At 65.7% G+C, this 23,064-nt stretch carries 23 protein-coding genes; 15 read left to right on the top strand and 8 right to left on the bottom strand.

The annotated features are described in order from the left end of the window. Position 1 precedes the first annotated feature (1 nt). From prmA to NX780_RS05190, 6 genes are all read right to left on the bottom strand, one after another. Positions 2 to 955, bottom strand: a complete 954-nt coding sequence (gene prmA / locus NX780_RS05215) for a 50S ribosomal protein L11 methyltransferase (protein WP_258826796.1) — start codon at positions 953 to 955, stop codon at positions 2 to 4. Further along, complete coding sequence (gene accC / locus NX780_RS05210; RefSeq protein WP_258826795.1) at positions 952 to 2,352, bottom strand: acetyl-CoA carboxylase biotin carboxylase subunit; 1,401 nt, start codon at positions 2,350 to 2,352, stop codon at positions 952 to 954. Before accC ends, prmA begins: the two co-directional genes overlap by 4 nt. Before the next feature lie 109 nt (positions 2,353 to 2,461). Beyond that, the gene (gene accB / locus NX780_RS05205; protein ID WP_258826794.1) at positions 2,462 to 2,935 is read right to left on the bottom strand and encodes an acetyl-CoA carboxylase biotin carboxyl carrier protein; all 474 of its coding nucleotides are present in this window, start codon (positions 2,933 to 2,935) and stop codon (positions 2,462 to 2,464) included. Positions 2,936 to 3,025: 90 nt separating this feature from the next. Beyond that, entirely contained in the window at positions 3,026 to 3,463 is a 438-nt protein-coding gene (gene aroQ, locus NX780_RS05200; protein WP_258826793.1) for a type II 3-dehydroquinate dehydratase, read from the bottom strand. Positions 3,464 to 3,626: 163 nt separating this feature from the next. After that, positions 3,627 to 4,181 carry a TlpA family protein disulfide reductase gene (locus tag NX780_RS05195; protein ID WP_258826792.1) on the bottom strand — a complete coding sequence of 185 codons (555 nt, stop codon included), beginning with the start codon at positions 4,179 to 4,181 and terminating at the stop codon, positions 3,627 to 3,629. Then, positions 4,178 to 4,810: a hypothetical protein gene (locus tag NX780_RS05190; protein ID WP_370663586.1), complete on the bottom strand. Its 633-nt coding sequence runs from the start codon at positions 4,808 to 4,810 to the stop codon at positions 4,178 to 4,180. The genes NX780_RS05195 and NX780_RS05190 overlap by 4 nt, the downstream gene beginning before the upstream one ends. 88 nt (positions 4,811 to 4,898) lie before the next feature. On the opposite strand from NX780_RS05190, the gene mpl reads away from it, so the two are divergent. The 10 genes from mpl to NX780_RS05140 all read left to right on the top strand — a co-directional run bounded on the left by mpl (position 4,899) and on the right by NX780_RS05140 (position 16,912). Beyond that, positions 4,899 to 6,266, top strand: coding sequence for a UDP-N-acetylmuramate:L-alanyl-gamma-D-glutamyl-meso-diaminopimelate ligase (gene mpl, locus NX780_RS05185; protein ID WP_258826791.1), 1,368 nt, complete (start codon positions 4,899 to 4,901; stop codon positions 6,264 to 6,266). Continuing rightward, positions 6,263 to 6,838, top strand: a complete 576-nt coding sequence (locus NX780_RS05180; RefSeq protein WP_258826790.1) for a YqiA/YcfP family alpha/beta fold hydrolase — start codon at positions 6,263 to 6,265, stop codon at positions 6,836 to 6,838. The genes mpl and NX780_RS05180 overlap by 4 nt, the downstream gene beginning before the upstream one ends. After that, a complete protein-coding gene (locus tag NX780_RS05175; RefSeq protein ID WP_258826789.1) occupies positions 6,835 to 7,416 on the top strand; it encodes a chorismate--pyruvate lyase family protein in 582 nt (193 codons plus the stop codon). The genes NX780_RS05180 and NX780_RS05175 overlap by 4 nt, the downstream gene beginning before the upstream one ends. A gap of 1 nt (position 7,417) precedes the next feature. Continuing rightward, positions 7,418 to 9,469, top strand: a complete 2,052-nt coding sequence (locus NX780_RS05170) for a ribonuclease catalytic domain-containing protein (RefSeq protein WP_258826788.1) — start codon at positions 7,418 to 7,420, stop codon at positions 9,467 to 9,469. Between the two features lie 185 nt (positions 9,470 to 9,654). Continuing rightward, positions 9,655 to 10,533 carry a TonB C-terminal domain-containing protein gene (locus NX780_RS05165; RefSeq protein WP_258826787.1) on the top strand — a complete coding sequence of 293 codons (879 nt, stop codon included), beginning with the start codon at positions 9,655 to 9,657 and terminating at the stop codon, positions 10,531 to 10,533. 4 nt (positions 10,534 to 10,537) lie between these two features. Continuing rightward, the gene (gene aroE / locus NX780_RS05160; RefSeq protein ID WP_258826786.1) at positions 10,538 to 11,347 is read left to right on the top strand and encodes a shikimate dehydrogenase; all 810 of its coding nucleotides are present in this window, start codon (positions 10,538 to 10,540) and stop codon (positions 11,345 to 11,347) included. Then, complete coding sequence (mtgA, locus tag NX780_RS05155) at positions 11,344 to 12,084, top strand: monofunctional biosynthetic peptidoglycan transglycosylase (RefSeq protein WP_370663580.1); 741 nt, start codon at positions 11,344 to 11,346, stop codon at positions 12,082 to 12,084. The genes aroE and mtgA overlap by 4 nt, the downstream gene beginning before the upstream one ends. 266 nt (positions 12,085 to 12,350) lie before the next feature. Beyond that, the gene (corA, locus tag NX780_RS05150; RefSeq protein ID WP_258826785.1) at positions 12,351 to 13,316 is read left to right on the top strand and encodes a magnesium/cobalt transporter CorA; all 966 of its coding nucleotides are present in this window, start codon (positions 12,351 to 12,353) and stop codon (positions 13,314 to 13,316) included. A gap of 154 nt (positions 13,317 to 13,470) precedes the next feature. Further along, on the top strand, positions 13,471 to 15,651 hold the full coding sequence (locus NX780_RS05145) for a TonB-dependent siderophore receptor (protein WP_258826784.1): 2,181 nt from the start codon (positions 13,471 to 13,473) through the stop codon (positions 15,649 to 15,651). Positions 15,652 to 15,661: 10 nt separating this feature from the next. After that, on the top strand, positions 15,662 to 16,912 hold the full coding sequence (locus tag NX780_RS05140; RefSeq protein ID WP_258826783.1) for a PepSY-associated TM helix domain-containing protein: 1,251 nt from the start codon (positions 15,662 to 15,664) through the stop codon (positions 16,910 to 16,912). Positions 16,913 to 16,921: 9 nt separating this feature from the next. On the opposite strand, the gene hemL is transcribed toward NX780_RS05140, so the two are convergent. After that, complete coding sequence (gene hemL / locus NX780_RS05135) at positions 16,922 to 18,223, bottom strand: glutamate-1-semialdehyde 2,1-aminomutase (protein ID WP_258826782.1); 1,302 nt, start codon at positions 18,221 to 18,223, stop codon at positions 16,922 to 16,924. A gap of 16 nt (positions 18,224 to 18,239) precedes the next feature. Beyond that, positions 18,240 to 19,043, bottom strand: coding sequence for a bifunctional hydroxymethylpyrimidine kinase/phosphomethylpyrimidine kinase (gene thiD / locus NX780_RS05130; RefSeq protein WP_258826781.1), 804 nt, complete (start codon positions 19,041 to 19,043; stop codon positions 18,240 to 18,242). 92 nt (positions 19,044 to 19,135) lie between these two features. Here thiD and NX780_RS05125 point away from each other — a divergent pair, with 92 nt between their 5' ends. From NX780_RS05125 to NX780_RS05105, 5 genes are all read left to right on the top strand, one after another. Then, positions 19,136 to 19,288, top strand: a complete 153-nt coding sequence (locus NX780_RS05125; protein ID WP_029755924.1) for a rubredoxin — start codon at positions 19,136 to 19,138, stop codon at positions 19,286 to 19,288. A 144-nt stretch (positions 19,289 to 19,432) separates the two neighbouring features. Continuing rightward, the gene (locus tag NX780_RS05120) at positions 19,433 to 19,828 is read left to right on the top strand and encodes a response regulator (protein WP_258826780.1); all 396 of its coding nucleotides are present in this window, start codon (positions 19,433 to 19,435) and stop codon (positions 19,826 to 19,828) included. 35 nt (positions 19,829 to 19,863) lie between these two features. Next, positions 19,864 to 20,253 (top strand): response regulator, encoded by a 390-nt coding sequence (locus tag NX780_RS05115; RefSeq protein WP_370663579.1) that lies wholly within the window; start codon positions 19,864 to 19,866, stop codon positions 20,251 to 20,253. Next, positions 20,250 to 20,783 (top strand): chemotaxis protein CheW, encoded by a 534-nt coding sequence (locus NX780_RS05110; RefSeq protein WP_258826779.1) that lies wholly within the window; start codon positions 20,250 to 20,252, stop codon positions 20,781 to 20,783. Before NX780_RS05115 ends, NX780_RS05110 begins: the two co-directional genes overlap by 4 nt. A 48-nt stretch (positions 20,784 to 20,831) precedes the next feature. Next, complete coding sequence (locus NX780_RS05105; protein ID WP_258826778.1) at positions 20,832 to 23,060, top strand: methyl-accepting chemotaxis protein; 2,229 nt, start codon at positions 20,832 to 20,834, stop codon at positions 23,058 to 23,060. Positions 23,061 to 23,064: the final 4 nt, after the last annotated feature.

Raw genomic sequence — 23,064 nt, 5'->3', positions numbered from 1 at the left:
CTTAGCCGTTGGCGGAACGCGGCGCGGGTGCGGTGTCCTGGCCGAGCGTCCCGTGAAGGGCGACCCAGCCGTCCTGCTCGGCCCAGACGCCCAGCTTGATGAAAGGTGCGTAGGCGGCGGCAACTTCCTCGGCCTGGCGCGCCAGCACGCCCGACAGAATCAAGCTACCAGCGGGCGCCACGCGGCCAGAGAGCATCGGCGCCATCAGCTTCAATGGGCTCGACAGGATGTTGGCCACCACGATGTCGAACTGGCCTTTCGCGTGACGCTCGTTTGGCGCTGCGGCGAAATCGTCCGGCAGGTAGTAGTCGATGCTGACCTTATTTCGCTCGGCATTGCTGCGCGCCGATTCGATGGCCTGCGGGTCGATGTCGACCCCGGCCACGTCTTGCGCCCCCAGCTTCTTGGCGACCATCGCCAGGATGCCCGAGCCGCAGCCGTAGTCCAGCACCGATTTGCCGGGCGCCGGGTGCGCTTCCAGCCACTCCATGCACAGGCGGGTGGTCGGGTGGCTGCCGGTGCCGAAGGCCAGGCCGGGATCCAGCTCGAGAATCAGGCCGTTCGGGTCCGGCGCCTCGTGCCAGCTCGGCACGACCCAGATGTTCTTGCCGATGTGGATGGGCTCGAACTGAGATTGGGTCAGGCGCACCCAGTCGGCGTCCGCCACCGCGCGGGTGGTGAAGGAGGGTACGACCGGCAGTTTGATGGCGTTGGCGGCTTCCTGCACGATCGCGAACTGGTCCGCATCAAGCTCGGTGAGCGCGACGACGCGGCTATGGTCCCACGCGGTTTCGGTGGGTTCCATGCCCGGCTCGCCGAACAGCGGTTTTTCCGCGTCCGTGCCTTCGTCCGCGTCTTCCACCGAGACCGACAGGGCGCCCGCTTCCATCAGGGCGTCCGACAGCGCCTCGGCGTGATCGCGCGCTACTTCGATGACGACTTCGGTCCAGCTCATGCGTCTACCTTGGTGTCCGATTTCGAACCGAGACCACCTTCCTTCGGCAGGTCCGGCTTCGAGGCCAGCTTGTGCTCCAGGTAGTGGATGTTGGTGCCGCCCTCGATGAAGCGGGCGTCGACCATCAGCTCACGGTGCAGCGGGATATTGGTGAGGATACCTTCAACCACCATTTCCGAGAGCGCGATTTGCATGCGGCGGATAGCCTGCTCGCGCGTCGCACCATAGGAAATTACCTTGCCAATCATCGAGTCGTAATGAGGTGGAACATAGTATCCCGCATACGAGTGCGAATCGACACGGATGCCGGGGCCGCCCGGCGGGTGCCAGCCGGTGATGCGGCCCGGCGAGGGGATGAACTTGAACGGGTCTTCCGCATTGATGCGGCACTCGATCGCGTGGCCCGACAGCATGATGTCGCGCTGCTTGAAGCGCAGCTTCTCGCCGCAGGCGATGCGGATCTGTTCCTGGACGATGTCGATCCCGGTGATCATCTCGGTGACCGGGTGTTCGACCTGCACGCGGGTGTTCATCTCGATGAAGTAGAACTCGCCGTTCTCGTACAGGAATTCGAAGGTGCCCGCGCCGCGGTAGCCGATCTTGCGGCAGGCTTCGGCGCAGCGGTCGCCGATCTTCTCGATCAGCTTGCGCGGGATGCCCGGCGCCGGCGCTTCCTCGATGACCTTCTGGTGGCGGCGCTGCATCGAGCAGTCGCGTTCGCCCAGCCAGACGGCGTTCTTGTGCTCGTCGGCCAGCACCTGGATTTCCACGTGACGCGGATTTTCCAGGAACTTCTCCATATAGACTTCCGGATTGCCGAAGGCGGTGCCGGCTTCGGTCTTGGTCATCTGCACCGCGCCCAGCAGGGCCGCTTCGGTGTGGACCACGCGCATGCCGCGGCCACCGCCGCCGCCGGCGGCCTTGATGATGACCGGGTAGCCGATGCGGCGCGCGGTCTGGATGATTTCCTTCGGATCGTCGGGCAGGGCGCCGTCCGAACCCGGCACGCAGGGCACGCCGGCCTTGATCATCGCCTGCTTGGCCGAGACCTTGTCGCCCATCAGGCGGATCGAGTCGGAACGCGGGCCGATGAAGACGAAGCCCGACTTTTCGACGCGCTCGGCGAAGTCGGCGTTCTCCGACAGGAAGCCGTAGCCCGGGTGGATAGCCTCGGCATCCGTCACTTCGGCGGCGCTGATGATGGCCGGCATGTTCAGGTAGCTGAGCGCCGACTGGGCCGGGCCGATGCAGACGGATTCGTCCGCCAGCTTCACGTACTTGGCGTCCTTGTCCGCCTCGGAGTGAACGACGACCGTCTTGATGCCCAGCTCGCGGCAAGCGCGCTGGATACGCAGCGCGATTTCACCACGGTTGGCGATGAGGATTTTTTCAAACATGGTAGGTTCGGTGTTTCAGTGAAAACCGGCGCAACCGTCTTGATAAGAAAGCGCGCCGGACACGACATGAATGGGCGGGGCGGCAGGACACCGCCGGGCCGGAGGGTACTTAGCCGATGACGAACAGCGGCTGGCCGAATTCGACCGGCTGGCCGTTTTCCACGAGGATCTTGGTGACCGTGCCGGCGACGTCGGCATCGATCTCGTTCAGGAGCTTCATCGCTTCGATGATGCACAGGGTGTCGCCCGACTTGATGCTCTGGCCGACTTCGACGAATGCCGGGGCGCCCGGCGCCGAGCTGCGGTAGAAGGTGCCGACCATCGGCGACTTCACGACGTGGCCGGTTTCGGCGGCGGCTGCGGGAGCGGCGCTTGGCGCGGCTGCGGCCGGGGCAGGGGCTGCCTGGACGGCCGGCGCGGCGTATTGCTGCACGCCTTGCTGCGGCAGCATGACCATCTGATTCTGCGGGATTGCGGAGGACTTGACGATGCGGACCTTGCTTTCGCCTTCGGTCACTTCGAGCTCGGCGATGTCCGATTCGGCGACCAGGTCGATCAAGGTCTTGAGTTTTCTGAGATCCATGTGAAACCCCTTGGAATTATTCGTTTTAGAGAGCCGGCAGCGCGCTGATGGGTGGGTGCGCTCCCCGCTGATACATGAAGTTGACGTAGATTAACGCGATTTAAGCGCAAAGTCGATGGCAAACCGGTATCCATCAGGCCCCAGACCACAGATCACACCTTGTGCGATCGCTGCTAGGAAAGAGTGATGCCGGAAGGACTCGCGGGCATGCACATTCGAGATGTGCACTTCCACGAAAGGTATCGCCACCGCCGCAAGCGCATCGCGCAAGGCCACGCTGGTGTGGGTCAGGCCGCCAGGATTGATGACGATCGCGTCCACGCCTTCGTCGCGCGCGGCGTGGATGCGGTCGATCAGGGCTCCTTCATGGTTGCTCTGGAAGCTGGCCAATGCCGCGCCTGCCGCCTGTGCCTGGGCCACCGCCGCCGCCTCGATGTCGGCCAGCGTCGTCGCGCCGTACACCGCCGGCTCCCGGGTCCCCAATAAATTGAGGTTGGGGCCGTTGAGCAGCAGTAGCTTTTTCGCCATGTTGAAGAGTCTGGAACGCCCGAAAGGAAGGCATTGTGCCGCCAAGCTCGGCTATTGGCAAGCAGTAAAATTGTGCGGCGATAGGCGCATAATCGCCGATATTCCGAATAGAACGATCGTTCGCAGGCGCCGGGTTTCAATTACGTAAAACCCGGCGCGCACATTACAACTTCGCGAGATCGGCGCGCAATTCGTCGAATTTCAATTTGCCGAGATAGGTTTTCTTTACCTGGCCATCGGCGCCGATCAATACGGTATAGGGCAGGCCACCGGCCGTATTGCCGAATTCCCGCGACAGTTCCGTCCCGCCCATCCCTGCCACGTACAGCGGGTAGGCAATCTTCAGCTTGGCCGCGAATTCCTTCATGTTCGAGGGCGAATCGATGCCGATGCCGATCACATTGAAGGTCTTGCCGGCGTCCAGGCCGGCCAGTTCGGACAGTTCCGGCATCTCCTGCACGCAGGGCGCGCACCAGGTTGCCCAGAAATTCACCAGCAGCGGCTTGCCCTTCCACTTCGCCAGCGGCTGGGGGGCGCCGTCGAGGTCGTTGAGCGACTGCCTGAACAGATTGTCCACCGCCGTGTGCGGCTTGCCGCCGGTCGGGGCAATCGCGGTGGTGATCGGGGGAGGGTCTTTCTTGTTGATGGCGACCAGCGCGCCCATGATGCCAAACATGGCGGCAACGACCGCATAAGCGGCCACGTGTTTCTTGTTCATTCGTCCTGTTCCAGTGTTTCGTCGTTCGCCATCAGCGCGCGCAGCCCGGCTGCGTCGACCCGCTGCAGGCGGCCATCCCCACGCGGCTTCAGCGCACCGCGCAAATCGTGAAAATCATACAACTCGGCATGAATAGTTTCCTTATGCCACATGAAGCTCACGGTTTCAACCGGATCGTGGCGTCCGCCCTTGAAATGGGGCGTTTCCGAGATCTCTATATTGACGTTGCGGTTGAGGAGGTAAATCTCGACTTCCTTTGCGCTGTCGGCAAAGAGTTGCAGGTGGATCTCGTCGTGCTCTCCCGCCGTGCCGTTGAGGACGGCGCCGGTGAGGTAGGGGCGGAAGTCGGCGAGCTGGTCCATCACCTGCAGGGCGGTCTCGCGCATGGCGTTCAGGCGCAGGGCATGGCCGGGGCCGCCGAACAGGCTCTGGTACTTACGGACTTCGTCCTCGATCTGGAGATTGTCGGGCATCAGGTTGGGGGCCGGGCGGTCCACGCCGAGCACCTGACGGGCGGCCTTGCGGCGGGCGGTGTCATAGTCGGCGCCATCCTGGGCAACCATGCGCGCCGCACCTGCAGCGATTTCAGCGCGCAACTGGAGTACATCATTGTTCTGTGTGGGCATGATGGCTGAATCATACTCTTGAACGGAAAATGACAGCGGGTCGGGTAAAATCGCGTATTCGCTCTTTTCGACCTGCACTTTCTTCCACGACATGCACATTCATATTCTCGGTATCTGCGGCACCTTCATGGGTGGCCTGGCGGTCCTGGCCAAGGAGGCCGGCCACCGTGTCACCGGTTGCGACGCCAACGTCTATCCCCCGATGAGCACCCAGCTGGAAGCGCAGGGGATCGAACTGATCCAGGGCTATGGCCCGGAGCAGGTGTCGCTCAACCCCGACCTGTATGTGATCGGCAACGTCATGACGCGCGGGAATCCGCTGATCGAAGAGATCCTGAACCGCGGCTTGCCTTACGTCTCCGGTCCGCAGTGGATCGGCGAGCACATCCTGCGCGAGAAATGGGTGCTGGCCGTGGCCGGCACGCACGGCAAGACCACGACCACCTCGATGCTGGCCTGGATCCTGGAAGACGCGGGCTATGCGCCGGGCTTCCTGATCGGCGGCGTGCCAATGAACTTCGGCGTGTCGGCCCGCCTGCATGGCGACAAGCCGAGCGATTTCTTCGTGATCGAGGCGGATGAGTACGACACCGCCTTTTTTGATAAGCGCAGCAAGTTCGTGCACTACCACGCGAAAACCGCGGTGCTGAACAACCTCGAATACGACCACGCCGACATCTTCCCGGACATCGGCGCCATCGAGACCCAGTTCCACCACCTGGTGCGCACCGTGCCGGGCGTGGGCCGCCTGGTCGTGAATGGCGACGAAGCCTCGCTCGCCCGCGTGATCAAGCGCGGCTGCTGGAGCGAGAAGGAAACCTTCGGCATATCCGACGGCGTGAACTGGACCATGGTCGAGCACCAGGGCGGCAATTTCGACGTGCTGTTCAACGGTGATGTGCAGGGCACCGTGCACTGGGAGCTGACCGGCCACCACAACCGCTCGAACGCGCTGGCCGCGATCGCCGCCGCCCGCCACGTGGGCGTGCCGACCTCGCAGGCCATCGCCGCCCTGTCGCGCTTCCAGAGCGTGAAGCGCCGGATGGAAGTGCGCGGCAAGGTCAACGACATCACCGTCTACGACGACTTCGCCCACCACCCGACCGCGATCGCGACCACCGTGGGTGGCCTGCGCCAGAAAATTGGAACCACCGGCCGCATCCTGGCCGTGCTGGAACCGCGCTCGAATACCATGAAGCTGGGCGCCATGAAGGATGCGCTGCCGGGCAGCCTGAAGGACGCCGACCTGGTATTCGGCTTCGGCAGCCAGCAGGCGCTGGGCTGGTCGCTCGCGGACGCGCTGAAGCCGCTGGGCGCCATCGCCCACAGCTTCGACCAGCTGGACTACATGGTGCAGGCCATCGTGCAGGCGGCCCAGCCGGGCGACCACATCCTCGTGATGAGCAACGGCGGCTTCGGCGGCGTGCACCAGAAACTGCTGGACGCGCTGGCTCCATGATTCTGTACTTGCACGGCTTCCGTTCCTCGCCGAAGTCCTTCAAGGCGCGGGTGGTGCAGAAGGCATTGGAAGACGCCGGCCGCGCGCACGAGCTGATCTGCCCGCAGCTGCCGGCCTCGCCGAAGGCGGCGATGGAACTGGCGCTGCTGCTGGCCGAGCGTCATGCGCCGGATAATCTGTCCATCATCGGCTCTTCGCTGGGCGGCTTCTACGCCACCTGGCTGGCCGAGCGCCTGGGCGTCCGTGCGGTGCTGCTCAACCCCTCCGTGAATCCACTGAAGAATCTCGAACATCACGTTGGGGTCACCACGGCCTGGCACTCGGACGAGCCGTTCGAGTTCCGCCGCGAATACATCGACGAGCTTGCCGCGCTGCGCGTGGAGAACATCACGCGGCCGGAACGCTACTTCCTGGTGGCCGCGACCGGCGACGAAGTGCTCGACTACCGCGATATGGTGGCGCACTACGCGGGCGCGAAGCAGCACGTGATCGAGGGCAGCGACCATGCGATCTCGGAATTCCCTCGGTACGTGGACGAAGTGCTGGCCTTCTGCACAGGCTCGGTCCAGTGAGGAGCGGGTCTCTGCGGCAGGCGGCGTGGCAGCCGCACGCGGGCGCCGTGCGTGCGCCGGCAACGATGCACGACTGGCTGACCACCGAAGGTTCGCTGACGGCGCGCCTGATCGCTCACAGCGAGCGTTTTCGCGTGCGCCGGCTGCACCAGAAGAGCGCCATGTGCCTGGCGGACGAGGCGCGGGCGATCGGCCTGCCGCGCCCGGAACGGGTGTGGGAACGCGAGGTGCTGCTCGAATGCGACGGCAAGCCGGCGGTCTTCGGCCACACCGTGGTGCCCACAAGCTGCACGGCCAGCGACTGGCCCCTGTTCTCTGCGCTGGGCGAACGCTCGCTCGGCACGACGCTCTTCTACGACCCGCTGGTGCGGCGCGGCCAGCTGGAATTCGCGCGCATCCGCGCGGGCCATCCGCTGTTTGCACGCGTGCGCGCGGTCATCGGCGGGGCGGACGACACGATTTACTATGCGCGGCGCTGCGTCTATCGCCGCCATCAAGGCCTGCTCCTGGTCACCGAGGTATTCTTGCCCGAGGTGCTGAAGCTGCAGCCGGCCAAACCCAAACAGAACACGAAATAATATGAACGTATTTTTTGAAGAGTCGGGCGACTTCAAGGTCGGCACCGTGCTGTCGCAGGCGGGCGAGGCCTACCAGGTGGAGCTGGCCAGCGGCAAGCGCAGCAAGGTCAAGTCCAAGGATGTGCTGATCCAGTTCGCGAATCCGGAACCGGAAGCCCTGATGGCGGCCGCGAAGACCATCGCCGCCGAGGTCGACCTCGACTTCCTGTGGGAAGTCGCCGGCCAGGAGGAATTCGGTTTCGCGGAACTGGGCGCCGAATACTTCGGCCACGCCCCGCTGCCCGCCGAGGCGGCCGGCCTGGTGCTGGCCCTGCACGCCGCCCCGATCTACTTCCACAAGAAGGGCCGCGGACGCTACAAGGCCGCACCCGAGCAGACCCTGAAGGCGGCCCTGGCCGGCATCGAGAAGAAGAAGCAGCAGGCCATCATCCAGGCCGGCTACGTCGAGGAGCTCAAGGCCGGCAAACTCCCCGCCTCGATGCAGTCCATCGTGCAGCAGCTGCTTTTCAAGCCGGACAAGAACACCATCGAGTACAAGGCGCTCGAAGCCGCCGCTTCCGAGATGCAGACCACGGCCCCGCGCCTGATGCTGAACACGGGTGGCCTGTCTTCTCCCAAGGAACTGCACATGGCGCGCTTCCTGTTCGAGCACTTCCCGCGTGGCGCGGGCTTCCCGCAAGTGGAAGTGCCGAAGGCGCCCGCCGACCTGCCGCTGGCAGACGTCGCCGCTTTCTCGATCGACGACGTGACCACGACCGAGATCGACGACGCGTTCTCGGTGGTGAAGCTGGACGACGGCACCGTGCGAGTGGGCATCCACATCGCGGCGCCGGGCCTGGGCATCCGTCCGGACGACGCCATCGACAAGATCGCGCGCGCCCGCATGTCGACCGTCTACATGCCGGGCGATAAGATCACCATGCTGCCGGACGAGGTGGTGGACGCCTTCACCCTGGCCGAAGGGAACGATTGCCCGGCGCTGTCGCTGTACGCCGTGCTGAACCCGCAGGACTGGACTGTGGTCTCGACCACCACCCGCGCCGAGCGCGTGCCGGTGAAATCGAATCTGCGCCACAACGACCTCGATGACGTGGTCAACGAGGAAACCCTGGCCAGCGGCGAGGGCGAGTATCCGCACAAGGAAGAACTGGGCTTCCTGTGGCAGTGGGCGCTGCAACTGGAAGCGGGCCGCATGAAGAAGCGCGAAGCCTTCGGCCTGAAGCCCGAGCAGGCCAACCGCGTCGACTTCAACTTCTACGTCGAGGACGACGTGGTCAGCATCGTGCGCCGCAAGCGCGGCGCGCCGCTCGACAAGATCGTGGCCGAGCTGATGATCTTCGCGAACAGCACCTGGGGCAAGCTGCTGCACGACTCGGGCGTGCCGGGCATCTACCGCTCCCAGGGGCCGGGCGCCGGTGGCTGGAATGCCAAGATCCAGGTCCGCATGGTGACCCACGCCGCCCCGCACCAGGGCCTGGGCGTGGACCAGTACGCATGGAGCACCTCGCCGCTGCGCCGCTACACCGACCTGGTGAACCAGTGGCAGATCCTGGCCTGCGCCGCCAATGGCGTGACCGCGCCGCTGGTGGCCCCGTTCAAGCACCGCGACGCGACGCTGTTCTCCATCGTCTCGGCTTTCGATGCGGCGTATGCGGCCTACAACGACTTCCAGCAGAACATGGAACGCTACTGGTGCCTGCGCTGGCTGGGCCAGGAGCAGGCCAAGCAGGTCGATGCCGTGGTGCTGAAGGAAGAGATCGTGCGCCTGGTCGAGATTCCGCTGGTGGTGCGCCTGACCGGCATGCCCTCGGCGCCGCGCGGGGCGCAGGTGAAACTCGATATCGTGCGCTGGGACGAAGTCGACCTGTCGCTCGAGGCGCGCCTGCTCGAGGTGGCGGCGGTGGCGCCGGATGCTTCGCTCGAACTCGAAGAAGAGGAAGAGGGCGATACCGGGGAAGCGGCGCTGGCCGAAGTCGTGGAGGCGGAAGGTGTGGTTGCCGCGGTCACGACGGAGGATGGCGTCGAGGTTCCTGCCAACGCGGGAACAGCCTGACACCGTAGGGTGGACGGCTCCGCCGTCCGCGCGTTCAACCTGAACATGAATAGATGCGACGCTTGTCTATCATGCACTGTTTGAACGCGCGGTCGGCAAAGCCGACCACCCTACAACACCCGCGCGTCCAGTTGCAGGGTAGAATGCCCCATCCCTGATTCCCAAGCCCCCCGCGGGCACGCGCAGTGAAGTATTTGCAGAACAACCGCCCCCTGATCATCGCCCTCGGCGTCTCCGTGCTCGCGCACGCAGGCCTGCTGGCCGTGCGTTTCGCCGCGCCGGACGCCTTCCGGCAGCAGCCCGCCGATCCGGGGCTCGAAGTCATCCTGGTCAACGCCAAGCACGCGAACGCACCTGCCAAGGCCGACGCGCTGGCCCAGGCCAACCTGGAAGGCGGCGGCACGGCGGACGCGGGCCGCTCCCGCTCCCCGCTGCCCGACCTGCGGAAAATCGAGAACGGCGAAAGCATCAAGGCCCTGCAGCGCCGCATCGCCGACCTCGAACAGCAACAGCAGAACGTGCTGACCCGCGTGCAGAAATCCACCTTCAGCGCGCCGCCGAAAACGGAACAGGACAAGCCCGACCCGACACGTACCGGCAACGACGCCTTCGACACCAGCCGCGCCATCTCGCGCGCCGCCGCCGAGGTCATCGAGCGCATCGAGGACCAGAACAAGCGTCCCAAGCGCACCCAGATCACGCCCAGCACACGCCAGGTCGGCTACGCGCTCTACTATAAAGAGATGCAGAAGCGGATCGAGGAGATCGGCACGCTCAACTTCCCCCAGCAGAACGGCAAGAAGCTCTACGGCGAGCTGGTGGTCTACATCCCGATCTTCCAGGACGGCAGCATCTACACGAAGGATGGCGGCCCGCGTGTCGAACGCGGCTCGGGCAACCCGGCGCTGGATGCGGCGGCCCTGCGCATCGTGCGCCAGGCGGCGCCCTTCGGCGCCTTCCCGGCGAATATGCGCACGCGCGGCAAGGACGACCTGTGGGAAGTGATCACGCGTTTCCGCTTCACGCGCGAAGAAAAGATGCAGGCTGAATTGCGAGGCAATTAAGAAGATGACCGATAAATACTGCGTGATCGGCAACCCGATCGCCCACAGCAAATCGCCCGAGATCCACCCCGTCTACGCGGCGCAGACCGGCCAGGACCTGGTCTACGAGCGCTGCCTCGCGCCGCTCGACGGTTTCGAGGCCACCGTGCACCGCCTGGTGGAGGAGGGCTACCGCGGCGCCAACGTGACCCTGCCGTTCAAGATCGAGGCGGCGCGCGTCTGCACCCGCCTGGAAGAACGGGCGCGCGCGGCCGGCGCCGTCAACACGCTGGTCTTCGCGCATGGCGAGATCGTCGGCGACAATACCGACGGTCCCGGCCTGGTGGCCGACATCACCCGCAATGCGGGAGTCGCCATCAAGGGCAAGCGCGTGCTGCTGCTCGGCGCCGGCGGCGCGGCGCGCGGGGCGCTGCTGCCGCTCATAGGGCAAGGTCCGCGCGAGATCGTCATCGCCAACCGCACCGTCGCCACCGCCGAAGCGCTGGCCAGGGACTTCAGCCGCCATGGCGTTCCGATCAAGGCGAGCGGATTCGCGCAGATCGATGGCAGCTTCGACATCATCATCAACGCCACCTCCAGCAGCATCGCCGGCGACCTGCCGCCGGTGGCCCCCACCGTATTCGGTCCGGGCGCGCTCGCACTGGATATGATGTATGGGAATCAAGCCACCGTCTTCATGGACTTCGCCAGCCGGCACGGCGCCACCGTGCGCGATGGACTCGGCATGCTGGTCGAGCAGGCCGCGGAAGCCTTCGCCATCTGGCGCGGCGTGCGCCCGGAGACGGGGGACGTCATGAAGAAGATGCGACCATGAGCACAGCGACCATCAGCATGCCCAAGACCAAATCGGCAGGGAAGAAGGGCGCGCGCCGCTGGCTCAAGTGGCTCATCCTCGGCCCCATCCTGCTGGTGCTGCTGGTCCAGCTCTACTTCTTCGTCATGGTCTGCTGGTATTCGGTGTTCAATCCCGGCTCGACCAGCTTCATGCGCCAGCAGCTCTCGGAACTGCGCGAAAAGAACCCCAAGGCCAGGCTCAAGCACGAGTGGGTGCCCTACGAGCGCATCTCCAACAACCTCAAGAGAGCGGTGGTGGCCTCGGAAGACTCGGGTTTCGCCGAGCATGGCGGGGTAGACTGGGAGGCGCTGGAAGCCGCGTTTGAAAAGAACCAGCGGCGCAGCAAGGTGGTCGGCGGCGGTTCGACCATCACCCAGCAGCTGGCCAAGAACCTCTTCCTGTCCGGCTCGCGCAGCTACCTGCGCAAGGGCCAGGAGATGATCATCGCCTTCATGCTGGAGACCGTGATGTCCAAGCGGCGCATCCTCGAGGTCTATCTCAACGTGGTCGAGTACGGCCGCGGCGTGTTCGGGGCCGAAGCGGCGGCGCGCCATTATTACCGTATCCCGGCGGCGAATCTGAACGCGCAGCAGGCTGCGCGCCTGGCCGTGATGCTGCCCAATCCCCGTTACTACGACAAGCACCGTTCGACCCGCTACCTGGAGCGTCGCACGGCCCTGATCCAGCGCCGCATGCGCTTCTCGGACGTGCCTTAGAACCTATCCCAGTAGGGAATGAGTCGTTGCTGGCGCGCCTGACAAGCGGGTGCTGCGTTGTTCGTCGTTGCATGGCCAGCCATGCGGCCTCCTCGCGCCTTGCCCCCGCTTGCCATGCATCGCCATCAACTTCCTCCTCCCTACTGAGATAGGTTCTTAGCGCCGGCGACGCGAATTGCCACGAAATTGTCGGTACGGGGTGGCCGCTTGCGCTGCCGGTCGGTTACACTTGCGGAAATTTTCGAATCCCGGCCGAGAAACAGCGCATGATCAACGTATTTGTCCTACAGAATGGCCGACTGAACCAGGTCAGCGTCGAGTCGCGCGAGGACCTGGAAAACGTGACGCCGGTCTGGGTCGACCTGAACGAACCCACCGACGAGGAACGCACCCTGGTCAAGGCGACCTATGGCGTGACCCTGCCGGGCGAGGACGAAGTCTCGGACATCGAAGCGTCGGCCCGCTACTACGAAGCCGAGAACGGCGACCTGCACCTGCGCACCGACTTCCTGCTGGAAGAGGAGGACGGGCCGTCGCGCGTGGTCACCGTCGCCTTCATCCTGTCCGGCAAAATCCTGTTCTCGGTCCATAACGACGACCTGCCGGTGTTCCGCCTGGTGCGCCTGCGCGCGCGCTCGCGCCCCGGCTCGATCGAAGACTATATGGACGTGCTGCTCGACCTCTACGCGACCGACGCCGAGTATTCGGCGGACGCGCTCGAGGGCATCTACGAGGCGCTGGAAGAAGTCTCGACCCGCGTGCTGCAGAAGGAATTCACCGACCAGGACGCGGCCGCCGCGCTGAACGCGATCGCGCACGAGGAAGACTTGAACGGCCGGATCCGCCGCAACATGATGGACACGCGCCGCGCGGTCAGCTTCCTGATGCGCGGCCGGCTTTTGAACAGCGACCAGTTCGAGGAAGCGCGCCAGATCCTGCGCGACATCGAATCGCTGGACGGCCACACCTCCTTCCTGTTCGACAAGGTGAACTTCCTGATGGACGCCACGGTCGGTTTCATCAACATCAACCAGAACAAGATCATCAAGATCTTCTCGGTGGCCTCGGTCGCCTTCCTGCCGCCGACCCTCATCGCGAGCATCTACGGCATGAACTTCACGGTGTTTCCGGAACTGAACTGGACCTTCGGCTACCCCTTCGCAGTAGGCCTGATGATCACCTGTGGCATTGCACCGCTGTGGTACTTCCGCCGCCGCGGTTGGCTGCGCTGACGCAATAAAATTTCAAAATAGAGCGGGTGGTGAAATTTTATTTCACCACCCGTTTTACTTTGGCGAACTAAACACGGACATCGCCCGGTACACCGCATTGACATTTGAATGAGAATTGTTATCATTCGCATTCAATATTCACTCTGGATACCTCATGACCACGCACGACCGCCGGACCTTCCGCCTGACCCGACTCGCCCTCCTGATCGCCGCCGCCCTGCCGCTCGCCGCCCACGCGGAGGACGCGGACGAGCCGGTCGGCGCCGTCCAGCAGGTACAGGTCAATGCGCGCAAGCTGGGAGAAGCCGTTTCGTACACGGCCGGCAGCGCGCGCAGCGCCACGCCGCTCGAACTGTCGCTGCGCGAGACGCCTCAGTCGGTCTCGGTCGTGACCCTGCAGCGCATCGAAGACCAGCAGCTGCAGTCGGTGACCGACGTCGTCAACAACGTCACCGGCGTCTCGGTCAACCAGTACGAGACCAACCGCGCCGCCTTCACCGCACGCGGCTTCGACATCGACAACCTGCAGATCGACGGCGTCCCGACCACCTGGGACCAGGCCTGGAGCGCCGGCGAAGTGGCCGGCAGCCTGGCGCTGTTCGAGCGCGTCGAAGTGGTGCGCGGCGCGACCGGCCTGATGACGGGCGCCGGCAACCCTTCCGCCGCCATCAACCTGGTGCGCAAGCATGCCACCAGCCGCGAACTCGCCGGTTCGGTCGAAGCCGGCATCGGCCGCTGGAAGGAGCGCCGCGTGATGGGCGACGTGTCCACGCCGCTGAATGCAGCCGGCACCGTGCGCGCCCGCGTGGTGGGCGAATACAGCAAGTCGGACAGCTGGGTCGACCTCCTGAAAAACGAGAGCAAGACCATCTACGGCGTGATCGACGCCGACCTCGGCCCGCGCACCCAGCTAGCGGCCGGCTTCAGCCGCCAGGACCTGGACCCGCGCGCCGTCATGTGGGGCGGTCTGCCGTTCTGGTACTCGGATGGCTCGGCGACGAACTGGGACCGTTCCAAGACCACGGCGGCCGACTGGGTCAGCTGGGCCTCGCGCTACGACAACGGTTTCGCCAGCATCGAACACGGCTTCGACAATGGCTGGAAGCTGCGCGCCAGCGTCAGCCACGCCAAGCGCATCGGCGACTCCTACCTGCTCTACCTGTCGGGCATCCCGGACCGCGTGACGGGGCAGGGCATGAGCGACTTCGCCGGCTCCTACCTTACCACCACCAGGCAGGACGATATCGGCCTGCAGGCCAGTGGCCCCTTCGAGCTGTTCGGCCGCCGCCATGAAGCCTCCTTCGGCTACACGCGCATGAAGCAGGAATTCAATTCCGATAACCGCGCAGCAAGCTTCGGCAATGCGGACCATTCGGTGGGCGACTTCAACGCTTGGGATGGCGCGGCTTACCCGACCCCGAGCTGGGGCGCGCCGACCTGGTACGAAAGCAGCGAGACGAAGCAGACCGGCCTGTATGGCGTGGCGCGTTTTGCCCTTGCCGATCCGCTCAAGCTGATCGTGGGCGCGCGCGTCACCGACTACGAGAAGAGCGGCCGCGGCCTGTGGACGGCCGCCTATGCGATCAAGCACGACAACGAGATCACGCCGTATGCGGGCCTGGTGGTTGACTTCGGCAGCAACTGGTCGGCCTACGCCAGCTACACCGACATCTTCCAGCCGCAGAACCGCAAGGACTTGGCCGGCAACATCCTCGAGCCGATCGTCGGCAAGAACTACGAGGCGGGCGTGAAGGGCGAGTTCTTCGGTGGCCGCCTGAACGGGTCGTTTGCCGTGTTCCGCATCGAACAGGACAAGCTGGCGCAGGAAGCCGGCCGCATCGACCGCGACGGCGCCGGCCCCTTGCTGGAAGAGAGCCACTACCGCGCCGCCGAAGGCGCGAAGAGCGAAGGCTTCGAGTTCGAGCTGTCGGGCGAACTGGCGCCGGGCTGGAACGCCACCGCCGGCTATTCGCAGTTCCGCGCGAAGGATGCGACTGGCCTTGATGTGAACAGCATCTATCCGCGCCGCCTGCTGCGCGTGTTCACGACCTACAAGGCCTTCGACGCCCTGACGGTCGGTGGCGGCGTCAACTGGGAAGGCCGCACCTACACGATCGACCCGGCGGCCCCCGCGGGCAGCACCGGCCTGATCGAGCAGAAGTCCTTCGCCCTGGTCAACCTGATGGCGCGCTACGAGTTCAGCCCGAACCTGTCGGCCCAGCTCAACGTCGACAACCTCTTCGACAAGCAGCACTTCGGCATGTTCGCCGCCTACGGCGCGCTGACCTATGCGGCGCCGCGCAGCGCGTCCCTGTCGCTGAAGTACCGTTTCTGAGGACGCCGCCATGCGCGCTTTCTGGACCCTGGTGCACCGCTACGCCGGCCTGCTGACCGCGGCCTTCCTGTTCGTGAGCGGCGTGACCGGCGCCGTCATCTCATGGGACCACGAGCTGGACGACCTGCTCAATCCGCACCTGATGGAGTCGCACACGCCGGGCAGCGCCCAGCCGGCGCTGCTGCTGGCGCAGAAGGTCGAGGCGCAGTACCCAAGCGTGCGGGTGTCCTACGTGCCCCTGCATCCGGAACCGGGCCGTTCGCTGGCCCTCGGCGTGTCGCCGCGCTACGACCCGGCCGCGAAAGCCATGACCGAACCGGGCTTCAACCAGGTCTTCCTGGACCCGGTGACGGGGGCGGAACTGGGCAAGCGCGAATGGGGCGCGGTGTGGCCGATCAGCCGCGAGACCTTCGTCTCCTTCCTCTACCGCCTGCACTACACCCTGCACATCCCCGAGATGTGGGGAATCGACCGCTGGGGCATCTGGCTGCTGGGCGTGATTGCGATGATCTGGACGGTGGACTGCTTCGTCGGCTTCTACCTGACCCTGCCAGTGCGGCGCAGGCAGGCGGCAGTTGGCGGAAAGTCATGGGGCGCGCGCTGGAAACCGGCCTGGAAGGTGCGCTGGAAGGGCGGTTCGTCCAAGCTGAACTTCGACCTGCACCGCGCCTTCAGCCTGTGGACCTGGGCGCTGCTCCTGATCCTCGCCTTCACGGCGTTTTCGCTGAACCTGTACAGCGAAATCTTCTATCCGGTGATGAAGACCGTCTCCGAGGTGACGCCGACGCCTTTCGACACCCGCACCATGAAGCTGGGCTTTGAGGTGATCGAGCCGCGCGTGGGTTTCGAAAAAGTGGTCCAGGCCGCGAGCAGCGAGGCGGCGCGCCGCGACTGGGAAGCGCCGGCCGGCGGCGTGTTCTATTCCCAGGAATACGGCATCTACATGGTCAGCTTCTTCGAGCCGGGCATGGACCACGGCACGGGCGGCGTGGGCCCGCCGGTGCTCTACTACGACGGCGTCGACGGCCGCCTGCTGGGCGAGCGCCAGCCATGGAAGGGGAGTGCGGCGGACATCTTCGTGCAGGCCCAGTTCCCGCTGCACTCGGGACGCATCCTCGGGATTCCGGGGCGGATCCTGATTTCCTTCATGGGCGTGGTCGTCGCCATGCTGAGCGTGACGGGGGTGATCATCTGGTGGAGGAAGCGCGCATCGCGCCGGGTCGTGAAGACCCAGCGCGCGGCGGAATTGCAGGAGGCGTAAAGGAAGGGCTCAACCAATACGCTTGAACACGCGGCGCGCGGCTTCGATGGTCTCGTCGATGACGGCGTCGGTGTGCTGGGCCGAGACGAAGCCCGCCTCGAACATGGCGGGCGCGAAGTAGACGCCCTCGTCCAGCATGCCGTGGAAGAAGCGGTTGAAGCGCTCCTTGTCGCCGGCCATCATCTGGCCATAGGTCGAGGGGATGTTGTGGCTGAAGTAGAAGCCGAACATGCCGCCCACCGCGTCGCCGCAGAAGGGAATGTCCGCTTCCTTGGCCGCTTCGGTGAGGCCCTTGACCAGGCGCTCCGCCGCTCTACCCAGGCGCTCGTAGAAGCCCGGCTCCTGGATCAGCTTCAGGGTGGTCATGCCGGCGGCCACCGCCACCGGGTTGCCCGACAGGGTGCCGGCCTGGTAGACCGGGCCGATCGGCGCCATCTTCTGCATCAGCTCCGCGCGGCCGCCGAAGGCCGCCACCGGCAGGCCGCCGCCGATCACCTTGCCCAGTGCGGTCAGGTCCGGCGTGATGCCATACATTTCCTGCGCTCCACCCAGGCCCACGCGGAAGCCGCACATCACCTCGTCGAAAATCAGCACGGCGCCGTGTTCGGTGCAGAGTTCGCGCATGCGGGTCAGGAATTCCGGCGTGGCGCGGATCAGGTTCATATTGCCGGCCACCGGCTCCACGATCACGCAGGCGATGGTGTCGCCCATCGAGGCGAAGGCGTCTTCCAGCTGCGGGATGTTGTTGTAGTCCAGGACCAGGGTGTGCTTGACGAAGTCTTCCGGCACGCCCGCCGAGGTTGGATTGCCGAAGGTGAGCAGGCCGCTGCCGGCTTTCACCAGCAGGGAATCGGCGTGGCCGTGGTAGCAGCCTTCGAACTTGACGATCTTGTCGCGGCCGGTCGCGCCGCGCGCCAGGCGCAGGGCGCTCATGGTCGCTTCCGTGCCCGAAGAGACCAGGCGCACCTGCTCGATCGACGGCACCAGGCGGCAGATCTCTTCGGCGATCTCGATCTCGCCCTCGGTCGGGGCGCCGAAGGACAGGCCGTTCGCAGCCGCATCCTGCACCGCCTTGATCACCTGCGGGTGGGCGTGGCCGACGATGGCCGGGCCCCAGGAACCGATGTAGTCGATGTAGCGCTTGCCGTCCGCGTCCCAGAAGTAGGGGCCTTCGGCGCGGGTGATGAAGCGCGGGGTGCCGCCCACCGAGCGGAAGGCGCGCACCGGCGAGTTCACGCCACCCGGCGTGGTCTGCTGGGCGCGGGCGAACAGCTGGTCGTTCTTTGACATGGAAGGTCGGTGTTCAGTCATGGTCTTGAGGGCCTGCTTAGCCCCGGTAGAATTTATTGGGAATGAACTTGCCCATGCCGAAGCGCTGGGCGTGTTCGAGGGCGCCGTTGGTGTAGTCCTGGGCCGAGAACAGCGCCTGGGGCGCTTCCATGCCACAGGCCATCAGGGCCGTGAAGGCGGCCGAATAGGTATTGCCGGCGCCCACAAAAGGGCCCGGCAGGTGCTTCCATTCCACCTTCGCGACCACGCCGTCGGCGTCGAACAGGGTATTCGAACAGCCGCCCTGTTCATCGCGGGTGCCGGTGACGAGCACGTACTGGCAGCCGGCATTGGTCAGTTCCGCCACGTCTTCCAGCAGCGAGCCTTCGGTCCCGGGCTCGCGCCAGGTCTCGGCCATGCGGCCCAGTTCCGATTGCGAGAGCATCAGGACCGTGGTCTGGGGCGCGAGGATGGAGCGGATCGCCGACAGCATCTCCTCGTCGGCCAGGCCGGAGTCGGGCAGGGCGGTCAGGAAAGGGTCGAGGATAAGCGGCGCGTCCGGGTAGTCGGAGACGATCTCGGCGATCGCGGCCAGTTGCAGCACATTGGCGACGGCGCCGACCTTGAAGGCGGCCACCGGCATGTCCTCGAGCAGGACCCTGGCCTGGTCGGCCATCCAGTCGCTGTCGACTTCGTGCAGGTTTTCGACCCTGGCGCTGTCGGCCACCAGGATGCCGGCAACCACCGACAGGCCGTGGCACCCGTGCGCGGCGAAGGCCGCCAGGTCGGCCTGCACGCCGAGCGCGCCGACCGGGTCGGACACGCCGAATGTGAGGATGAGGGGTAACGGTTGGTTTTGCACGGCTGCTGCATTAAGATACGCGACTCTCCATTCTACTAGATACAAGGAAGCATATCGTGAGTACCGATACCTCAGCCCCATTCCAGACCTGGATGTGCCTGATTTGCGGCTGGGTCTACGACGAGGCCGCCGGCGCGCCGGACGACGGCATCGCCCCCGGCACCCGCTGGGCTGACGTCCCGATGAACTGGACCTGCCCGGAATGCGGCGCCCGCAAGGACGATTTCGAGATGACTGCTATTTAAAAGGCAATCAAATCAGGCAAGTAAGTTGCCTTCGCAGCACGTCAGTTTGCAAGTTATTACTGAAAAGTTGACGTGTTGCAACACTTTCCGCACAAGGGAAATCCCCTGTGCTATCGTGGCGCTTCATGCTGAAGTGAAACGAAAATGACGATATCGCCGCAACCGACGGGCCTGACCATCATGGTGATCGACGACAGCAGCACGATCCGCCGTTCCGCCGAAATCTTCCTGACGCAAGCAGGTTACCAGGTGGTGCTGGCCGACGACGGCTTCGACGCGCTCGCCAAGATCAACGACCACCACCCCGCGCTGGTGTTCTGCGACATCCTGATGCCGCGCCTGGACGGTTACCAGACCTGTGCCCTGATCAAGAAGAGCGCGCGTTTCCACGCGACGCCGGTGCTGATGCTGTCGTCCAAGGATGGCCTGTTCGACCGTGCGCGCGGCGCCATGGTCGGCGCCTCGGCCTATCTCACCAAACCGTTTTCCAAGGACAGCCTGCTGGCCGCGGTGCGCGAGCACACCGCCGGCAAGGCCTGACCCCGCATATTCAATATAGAACACCGGAGCCCAACGTGGCCATACACAAGATCCTGATCGTCGACGATTCCCCCACCGAGCGTTTTTATCTCACCGACATCCTGGTGCGCGCCGGCTTCGCCGTCAGCACCGCCGTCAACGGCGAAGAGGCGATCGACAAGATCCGCGCCGAGCGCCCCCAACTGATCCTGATGGACGTGGTCATGCCCGGCGCGAACGGCTTCCAGGTGACCCGCGCGATCGCGCGCGACCCGGAACTCTCCGGCATCCCGGTCATCATCTGCAGCAGCAAGAACCAGGAAACCGACCGCATCTGGGGCATGCGCCAGGGCGCGCGCGACTACCTGATCAAGCCGGTCGACCCGGCGCTGCTGCTGGACGCCATCGCCACCCTCGACGCGCAAGCGCCGGCCGCGGCGGCATGAGCGACGTCCAGGCACGGCCGGATGGCGCCGCGCGCCGCGCCCGACTGCGCGAATACCAGGAACAGCTCCTCGAGCGCATGCAGGCCGCCAAGAGCGGCAGCGGCGCGCCGATCCAGCAGCTCGGCCTGCAGGTAGGGTCGAACCGCTACCTGCTCGACCTGCTGGAAGCGGGCGAGATCGTCTCCCCCGTGCCTCCCGCGCGCGTGCCCCTGACCGTGCCCTGGTACCTGGGCCTGGCGAATGTGCGCGGCACGCTCGTCGGCGTGATCGACCTGGCGCGCTACCTCGGCGAAGAGGGCACGCCGCCCGCCGGGCCGTCGGTGCGCATGATCACCTTCGCCCCCGCGCTGGGCGTCAATTGCGCGCTGCTGGCCGACCGCGTCTACGGCCTGCGCCAGGCCGGCGCCATGACGCGCGACGACGACGCCCTGGTCGATGCCGAAGGCCAGCGCTGGACGCCGCTGTCGCTCGCTGCCCTGGTGCGCGAGCCTCGTTTCCTCGATGTGACACAAACACCAGAACACCAATAACGACAGCAGGACTAGGGAGCCGGTATGGGATTCGCCTCGAAACTCAGCATGAACGTATTCTCGAAGGAAGACGCGGACGAGGACACCATCCTGTCCGCGCCCGACACGCAGTTCGGCCCGGGCCCGTCCGCCGGCGGCCAGGCGCACGGCTCGGCCGAAGCCGCCGCGCGCCGGCTCGGCAATATGCGCCATCGCAAGCCGCAGATCGTGGCCGACGAGGATGAAAACCTGCGCCTGCCCCTCATCGGCCACATGCCGCTGGCGCGCCAGCTGCGCCTGGTGCTGGTGGCCTTCGTGGCCGGCATCCTGCTGACCGTGACGTCGATGTGGCAGAACGCGGCGCGCACCGACGTGGTGTCGAACCAGGGCCAGCTGGCCGCGGATGCGCTGACGCACTCGCAGCGCGTGGCCAAGGCCGCGCCGATCGCCCTGAGCGGCGAAGCATCCGCCTTTGCCGAGCTGGACGACAGCCGCGCGGAACTCGGACGCCTGCTCACGCTGCTGGCGCGCGGCGGCCAGTCGAACAACCTGACCATTCCGCCCGCGTCCGACGGCCTGGCCGGCCTGATCGCGAAAGCGCGCTCGGGCTGGTCGGCCTCGAACGCGGCCGCCACCACCATCGTCGGCAACAAGCGCCACCTGGTGGGCTTCGGCGCCAGCGTCGACCGGCTGGACGCGCTCGCGCCGGAGCTGCAGAACCTGGCCGACCGCCTGCGCGCCGGCACGCCGCGCGACGCCGCGCTGGGAGACCGCCTGGCCGCCATCGCCGAGCGCCTGCCGGCGACGGCCCACGCCTTCTCCGCCCCCGGCGCCGCCCACCGCGAGACCGCCAAGGCCGTCGCCCGCGACAGCGCCGAGCTGGGCGCCCTGCTGGAAAGCAGCGCGGCCCAGGTGGCCGACATCGACCTGCGCGAGCGCCTGGGCGCCGCGCGCACCCTGTGGAAGGCCTGGCACGAAGGGCTGGCGCCGCTCTCGACCAACCTCACCAACTTCGCCGCCGCCCGCAGCGCCGAGCAGGTGATTTCGCGCGACAACGAAGGCCTGCGTTCGACCCTGTCCCAGATCCAGACCGAATACCGCAACGAACTGACTGTCCGCAGCAACTGGTTCTGGGTGCTGGTGGGCGCCTCGGTGTTCACCCTGCTCATGGGTGGCTCGCTCAGCCGCGTGATGCTGCAGGACTCGCGCAACCGCACCCGCGGCGCCGAAGCCCGCCGCCGCGAAGCCGAGGCGATGCGCCAGCTGGCCCAGGCCAAGGAAGAAGAGGCCAAGGCAACTAACGACCAGAACCAGGCGGCGATCCTGCGCCTGATGAACGAACTGCAGGAAGTGGCGGACGGCGACCTGACCGTGCACGCCACCGTCTCGGAAGACATCACCGGCGCGATCGCCGACTCGGTCAACTACACGGTCGAGGAACTGCGCGCGCTGGTGCAGCGCGTGATCAAGACCGCCGAGCAGGTGACCCTGGCATCGGGCGGCGCCCAGGCGGTGTCGACCGAGCTGCTGGGCGCGGCCGATGCGCAGTCGCGCGAGATCCAGGACGCATCGAGCACCATCCTGCAGATGGCGACCCAGATTTCCGATGTGTCGCGTTCGGCGACCGAATCGGCCGACGTGGCGCGCCAGTCGGTGGCGGCGGCGGAGCAGGGCGCGCAGGCCGTGCAGAACGCGATCCTCGGCATGAACGAGATCCGCGAACAGATCCAGGAAACCTCGAAGCGCATCAAGCGCCTGGGCGAATCCTCGCAGGAGATCGGCGAGATCACCGACCTGATCTCGGACATCACCGAACAGACCAATGTGCTGGCGCTGAACGCCGCGATCCAGGCCGCGTCGGCGGGCGAGGCAGGGCGCGGCTTCTCGGTGGTGGCGGAAGAGGTGCAGCGCCTGGCGGAACGCTCGGCGGAATCGGCCAAGCAGATCGGCGCGCTGGTGCGCACCATCCAGGCCGATACCCACGACGCGGTGGCGGCAATGGAGAAGTCGACCCAGGGCGTGGTCGAGGGCGCCCGCCTGTCCGATGCGGCCGGCGCAGCCCTCTCGGACATCTCGCGCGTGTCGAACCGCCTGGCGGAGCTGATCCAGGGCATTTCGCTGGCGGCAGAGCAGCAGGCGACGTCCGCCAACGGCGTGGCCCATAATATGCAGCATATCCTGTCGGTGACCGAGCAGACCCAGGGCGGCACGCGCCAGACGGCGCAGTCGATCCGCGAACTGGCGCTCCTGGCGCAGGAGCTGAAAGATTCCGTGTCGCGCTTCCGCGTCGCGGCCTGAATAG

It is taken from the genome of Massilia agri, from assembly GCF_024753255.1.
Lineage (GTDB): Bacteria > Pseudomonadota > Gammaproteobacteria > Burkholderiales > Burkholderiaceae_D > Telluria > Telluria agri.
This window is presented reverse-complemented; position numbering and strand designations above follow the sequence as displayed.